Annotated in this window: 2 protein-coding genes; both read right to left on the bottom strand. The window is 36.8% G+C overall.

Going from position 1 to position 6697, the window contains the following annotated elements:
• Positions 1-24 precede the first annotated feature (24 nt).
• A complete protein-coding gene (locus Xinn_RS11310; RefSeq protein WP_086954614.1) occupies positions 25-3606 on the bottom strand; it encodes an inverse autotransporter beta domain-containing protein in 3582 nt (1193 codons plus the stop codon).
• Positions 3607-3862: 256 nt separating this feature from the next.
• Positions 3863-6241 carry an inverse autotransporter beta domain-containing protein gene (locus Xinn_RS11315; RefSeq protein ID WP_169923566.1) on the bottom strand — a complete coding sequence of 793 codons (2379 nt, stop codon included), beginning with the start codon at positions 6239-6241 and terminating at the stop codon, positions 3863-3865.
• Positions 6242-6697: the final 456 nt, after the last annotated feature.

Consider the following 6697-nt stretch of genomic DNA (forward strand, 5'->3'; position numbering starts at 1 on the left):
ACATTAATTATGTGGAACTCAAAATCATTTATCTTTTTTTCCATCGTATTTTTTACATAGTAATAATCCTGATGAATTATTACTTGGTCCATCAGGATTAAATATCAAATATCCCTTTTTCTTATCTTTCAACTTATATTGAAGATTTTTGGAATCTGCCTGAGAACCTTGAAAATGAAAGAAACCCCAGTCATAAATATTTGAAAACTCAGAACCCAATGCATTGTTACCGGCAGAACGATCAACTTCGTCTACAAAAAGAGTAATATCGCTACCTATTTCTATCTCCTCTTTTTCATTAAAAGTTTCACATGTTACTCCATCTCCAACAGTATGATATCCATACGAATTATTTACAGGACTATTAGCAGGCGGAATAACAAATCTTTCTATGTTAACATCATATTTATATTCATAATACCTTCCATCATCTTCTTTTATTTCAGCCACTAATGTTACACTACCTTGGGCTTCAATCTTTATCGGTCCTTTTTTATCCTTCCCTAAGGATATAAAAGGAACAAAATCTGAGTTCTCCTTCTCGGTAGAGTACTCTAATTTTGAACGTTCAAAAGGTTTATCTGGCTCAGCCCTAAGCTCTATATTTAAAGAAATAAAGAAATTATAAGGTGATTTATAAAACACTTTGTTCATCCCTTTATAATCATTATAAACAAACAAAACAGCATCTTGCTTTTTAGCTTTAAAAGCTACAGGCTCTGACTCTTTAGACTGTATTTTTTCATCCAGTTCATCCGGTATAGTTAATGCTACGTTTACTCCCTCCACTCCCGCATTATGGCTTTTTAAAATTGAATATAAGTATCCCTCTTCATCTGTCGTATTATATTTATCTTTATGTTTCGGGTCTTCCTCTGGGTAGCCTAAATCCACTTTAATTTCTTTGTGATTTCTACTCCATCCCTTGTCACCAAAATTAAATTTATGGTTGGTAACTGGTTTATTTTTTTGATTCTTATACTCAATCTTAGCCCTATACGCATATGCGCTCTTACCATCAGCTATTAATTTATTATCAGGGTTATAAGGCTCCGTAAGGTTACCTTTGTCATCATAAGTACCATAAACCTCGACACTTACAATTTCAAAATCTACGGGTGGGGTTTTGAATTTAATTTTCTCTACACACTGATGTTTTTTTTGTTCTTCATTGAGTTCTGGTGTCTCAACAATTTTTAAACATACCGTAGCAACAGTATTGGAGGGTGTTTTATCTTTACTCCCTAATTTTGCTATTAGTTCTCCTTTAGAATTTGGCTCTACCTCTTTACCAATTAGTGAAGAACCAACACTATCAATTAGTGACAAATCAGCCTCTTGAGGGTCAGAACTTAAGCTCCATTCAAATTTAGGCTCACTATCTGTATATGGGTTACCATTCAAATCTAATATGGTTGCAGTAATATCATATTCTCCACCAAGAGGAAGAGAACCACTATCTGGAACTAACTTCATACTCTGAAGTGTTGGCAATGTTGGTAATGTTGGCCATTTAAATTCCACATCAGACGACTTTGAAACACCATCATCAAGCGTTACGGTTACTTTAACTTTTTGTGCCACACTACTTGTCAATATCGCAGTATCATTGTTTGGAGAAAACATGACCTTATCTTTATATTTAGCCTCAAAACTCCAATCAAAAGTTGGTATTTTTCCTTCTTCTGCAGTTTTCACTGTAAATGTATAATTTTCATTTACAATGATTGATGAATCAGGGGGAGTATGCGATAAGGTAATACCTGATGACTCTTTATAAAAAACCACTTCCCCAACAAATTTCTTAGGCTGCCCATCCATCGCTACACAAACAGCGACAGAGCCAGCATATCCTTTGCTCATTAATGTGACACGATCACTCACCGCGATATGCCCATCATCCATTATTTTTATTTGTTTGAATTCTTTATTCGGGGTGAATGCCAATTTTTCCGTATTTTCTTGGGTCTTACAGACATTATCATTCCGAGTTGGTGATGCGGATTTTTCCACTGGTATCGCGAACCATTCAACATTATCAATCGTCGCATTCTTGACTACATTCGGATTAGCGGGAGCATCAAAGGTAATGATCGGGTCAAAAGTAAATCCTTTATCTCCGGATGCAGGCAGAGGGCCTTCAGGAGTGAAATTCGGAGGGCTTCCCTCCTTATATTGAATCTCAAAAGGTCTGACAATAACCTGCATTTGTTTCGGTTTTGTTTTTTGATTATTTGTTAACTCAGCAGATATATAGAGCGGGTAATTATTAATTTCACTTTTTCTCAATGAGTACTCAGGAAATTTAATATAAACCCTGCCAGAATCTAAATAGATATCCCCCCCACTACTTATAAATTCTTTTTTTGCATTTCCATCTGCAATATTAATCTGTTTAATAGAGGCATTTGCCGATATCTCTTTCGAGATATCCTGTAATTCGTGGCTATAACCTACGACTCTTTCCGGCACAGAAAGCTCAGACTTAGGAATTTCCCGGTGGTCGAGCACTATATGATTTTCCCTTTCCACCAAATCATAACGGCTGCCTGCCAGTGTCCGCATTGATGCAACGTTATCCGGCGATAACTGTGTGTTCAATGGCACACCCAGCCTGAGATTAAAATTTGTCAGAAACTGCGTTTCACTCTGACCACCGCTTCCTTGTTTATAATCTACCCCCATTGTGACCAATGGAATTGGCGTATAAGTCACGCCGATTTTTGTCTGGCTGGGATTTCTTTGTTTAGTCTGTCGGTTAAATAAAGTTACGTTTTCGCCGAAATATTGCCCGTAGGAAAGTTTGCCTCCCAGATTAGGATAGGCTGACAGAAAGAATTCCCCGTTAATGTCGTAGCCATTGGCGGGACGTTCATGATGTTCTTCAAAATTACGCGACATTTGCCAGTCGCTTAATCGATGATAGCCGTTGGCGGAGAATTTAATATAATCGCCCCAAAGCTCTCCCCCTAATCCTACCCGCCTGTTTTGACCTGTAATGTCATAGTCATAAAAAGTATTCAGGCCATACATCCAGTCCTGATTAAAATAACGTCCCCCTAAACCAAAGTTGACGGTATTCCGGCTATCTTTGTTGCGATAACCTAACTGAGAAAAAAAGAACCAGTCGGCTTTATTATCATAAAGGGGTACCAGCAGATCTATTGAGTTATTTTCCAGACTGCCTTTTCTGTCAAAGCCAAAGTTAATTTTTGCGGTGCTCGATTGGGATAGCCATTTTTGCGCTTCGGAAGCAATGGTATTGTTAATTTTACCCAAGGCATAAGATTTGGCTTGTTCAGCCAGTTCTGAAGGAGATGATGACAAAATCTGGCCTGCTGTCTGAATATTTCTGCCAATGGCATCAGCCTTTCCATAATCTGGCGTATTATCTGTTTTTTGTCGCTCGTCTTTTTTATTGTCGTTTAGAGGTGAATTTTTTTTACTTGATTCGCTTACTTGAGTGCCTACATTGTCTATCTGGAATTTTGCTGTTTTTCCATGAGTTATACTCCCCTCAGCAAAGGCATTCATAAGGGTAGAAGGGATAAGTAATGTATAAATAACCGTGAAGAAAACAATCGCTTTACCAATATATGATGTCATATATAAGCACCCAAATAGATGTTATTATTAGCAACCCTTTTTGATACCAAAACCACTGGCGTAAGACTAATTACCCAATTTATATATTAGAAAAAATTTTTTAGTGTACCAATAAGGAATAGTTATCAGTGTGATAACAAAAAGTTATCGGGTAGACTTTCATTTATATAAAAAATCCATTAGAGAGCACATTAACTTTAAAAAAATAAGGCACAGATTCTAAAATTAATCTGTACCTTATTTTTAACACTTACTTCTAACCTGCTAATTTACACAATAACTTCCCAACACTTTGTTCGGATTTTTCTATTATATCTTTATCGTTTACCCTATCATAATAATAGGAAACAAATTCTGAAGATTTTCCATTGTCATCGATTTTCATTTTCTCATCATCAGGGAGAACTCCGAAACCAGTTAACACACTATATTCGGTTTTTAATGATGAGCTATCTTTACCGGAAACTTCTTCCTTAGTCATTGCTTCTACTTCACGTGACCATCTATATTTAGCTTCGAGCATTTTACATGTATGATTTTGCTTTTTATTATATTTATTGCCACCCAGCTTTACATTACCAACATCAGGGCTGAAGACATATCTATGAGGATTAAATGTATATTCATAAGCATATTTTGCGCCTGTATCAACCTCAGTAACAGTTGCGGTAACAATTGCTTTTTTAGATGGATTAAAGCGTTCAGCAGGGAAGGTAATTTCCGGCCCTTCATGCGTCAAAATTATTTCTACAAGATCAGATGGAGAATGATATTCAACATGATCATTATGTTTGGCAATAGGTTCGGGCATGTCCTCTGAATTAAGAGGTTTTTTTACAAATTTTATTTTTAAGCCTTCATAAACATTATAAGGCTTATTCGAATCATTAATATATCCGAAATGATGATTCGCTGTAGTGAAGCTCAAATTTGCACTTTTTGGCACCGCTTTAAAATTCACCGGTCTTTTTGCATCGATTCCATATATATGCTTATCATCATAGGTAAGCTCCACTTTAACTTTGACATTATCTACTCCCACATTACTTATCAGTGAAGCAGTTAAATATCCATCACTATCTGTAGCGGTTTTAGTTTCTTTAAACTTCACATTATCTGGCAATTTATTATCTACAATACTCCATACTACATTCTCAAAACTGTGGTTACGCAATGGTTGAGCACTTTTTTCATCAACAATTAAAACTTTATATTTATACTCATCCTTACCATTTCCGAAAATATCTCCATCAGGAGTGACTTCCATACCACCTTCGAATGGGCCTCCAGCAGAAACCTTAACCGTCGTCTCTGCTATCTTGGATAACTTCCCATTCTCTAATTCTACCGTTGCATAGATCGGGTAACTATTTACACCTTTACCCATATATTTTGGCAGTCTGATTGTGACGGGATTACCGCTGCTCGGAAGTTCTCCTCCATTCTGGAAGAAATCTGTTCCTGCACGCCATGTCACCTGTTTGGTCGGCCTGTTTGACACCACATCAGCTTTTATTGTTACCTCCTGCCTACCGCGTCCTTCAAAGACATTCTGCAAGCTGATATCCAGCCTCGGCTTTTCCCTGTGATCCAGCACAATGTTGTTATTCCTTTCCACCAAATCATAACGGCTGCCTGCCAATGTGCGCATTGATGCAACGCTATCCGGTGACAACTGAACACTCAGTGGCACACCAAATTTATAGTTTAAATTAGCCTGAAAACGGGCGTCACTGTGCCCGCTTCTGCCATGTCGATAATCTATGCCCATTGTTATCAGCGGGATTGGCGTATAACTGATGCCTACTTTGGCAAAATCAGGGTCTTTCTGTTTGGTATCACGATTGAAAAGGGTAACGTTATCACCAAAGTATTTTTCGTAACTCAGCTTACTGCCGATATGTGGGTAGGTCGGCAGGAAGAATTCCCCATTGATATCAAAGCCATTGGCCGGACGCTCTTCCCAGAGTTTATCATCCCGTGACTGATGCCACTTGCTCAGGCGAAGGTAAGCATTTGCAGAGAATTTAATGTAATCAGTCCATGCCTCTGTCCCTAAACCCAGACGGTTATTTTTTCCCGTTATGTCCTGATCAAAAAAAGTATTAAAGCCATACATCCAGTCAGAAGTGAAATAACGACTTCCCAAGCCAAGGTTAACAGTGTTCCGGCTGTCTTTATTACGATAACCTAATTGAGAAAAAATCAGCCAGTCTGTTTTATTATCATAAAGAGGAAATAGAAAATCTAATGAGCTGTTATCCAGTTTCCCTTTTCTATCGAGAGATAAGTTAATTTTGGCTGTACCAAATTGTGACAGCCATTCTTGTACTTCACTATTTATTGCTCCGTTTATTCTTCCTAAAGCATAGGATTTAGCCTGTTCTGTGAGTTGGGATGACGAAGATGATAATAAACCACCTACTGTCTGAATATTTTGTGCAATCACGCCAGCTTTATCTTTTTCTGTTACACCCAAATTACTCTGATCATTTACACTTGGAAAATGTGTTTTTACTGTTAAATCTTGATGACTTTCACCCACTGAAAATGTGTTCATAGAGACAAATGGTAATAAAAAAGAAAATATGAATATCAAAAACCGCATGGGTTTCTTAACAAAAGTAAACTTCATAGATACATTCCTCAATAAAATGCAAAGTTTCACCAATGCATTCACATTAAACATTCAATTGCAATAAAATCTTTTTGCACAATCAACATAAATTAGAAAACTTTTTTATTATTAAGTAATGAAAGATTTTTATCAGGCAATAAATAAAAGTAATCACTGTCCTTTATCAAGGAATAAAAAATTCTATTTTTTAAAACAGTTATTATCATTACGCTGAGTAGTTTGAGAAAATAAATAATCTGATAAGTGAGGCAGCTATTATGAGAGCTATATTGTATGATCAGAGCAATAATTGATCATAGACAGGATCTTAAGAATTAAGCCTTTCAAAACACGCATCCAATGTTTTGTTTTTACATGATTTTCTTTGTGGTGTTTTGAACGCGTTCTGGCATAAATATTCTTGTGCTTTTTCCAGCCAAAAATACGTTTCCGACCACGCCTTTTGGAGCAGGT

The sequence above is a fragment of the Xenorhabdus innexi genome (assembly GCF_002632485.1).
Classification (GTDB): Bacteria; Pseudomonadota; Gammaproteobacteria; order Enterobacterales; family Enterobacteriaceae; genus Xenorhabdus; species Xenorhabdus innexi.